The sequence below is a fragment of the Mesorhizobium sp. M1A.T.Ca.IN.004.03.1.1 genome, from assembly GCF_003997555.1.
GTDB lineage: Bacteria > Pseudomonadota > Alphaproteobacteria > Rhizobiales > Rhizobiaceae > Mesorhizobium.
Genome location: NZ_RZTV01000615.1, coordinates 1 through 257 on the forward strand (window position 1 = coordinate 1; position 257 = coordinate 257).

Sequence of the window (257 nt, forward strand, 5' to 3'; positions counted from 1 at the left end):
CTGATGTCGATCACGCGAAACTTCTTCATGGGACGCGAACCCGTAAAGGGCATTCCTCCGTTTCGCCATGTCGATTTCAAGTATTGCAGCGAGGTGACTCGCGAGGAGATGCACAAGATCGGCATCGATATCCGCGACCCGAACCAGGCGGTCGGCACCCTTTCCGGCGGCGAGCGGCAATGTGTGGCGATCGCGCGGGCCGTTATTTCGGAGCCAAGGTGCTCATCCTCGATGAGCCGACGTCCGCATTGGGTGTC

The 257-nt window shown here is 59.5% G+C and carries 1 pseudogene; it reads left to right on the forward strand.

From position 1 onward, the window contains the following. Positions 1–257 (forward strand): annotated as a pseudogene (locus tag EOD29_RS33095) (ATP-binding cassette domain-containing protein); the annotation flags it as partial.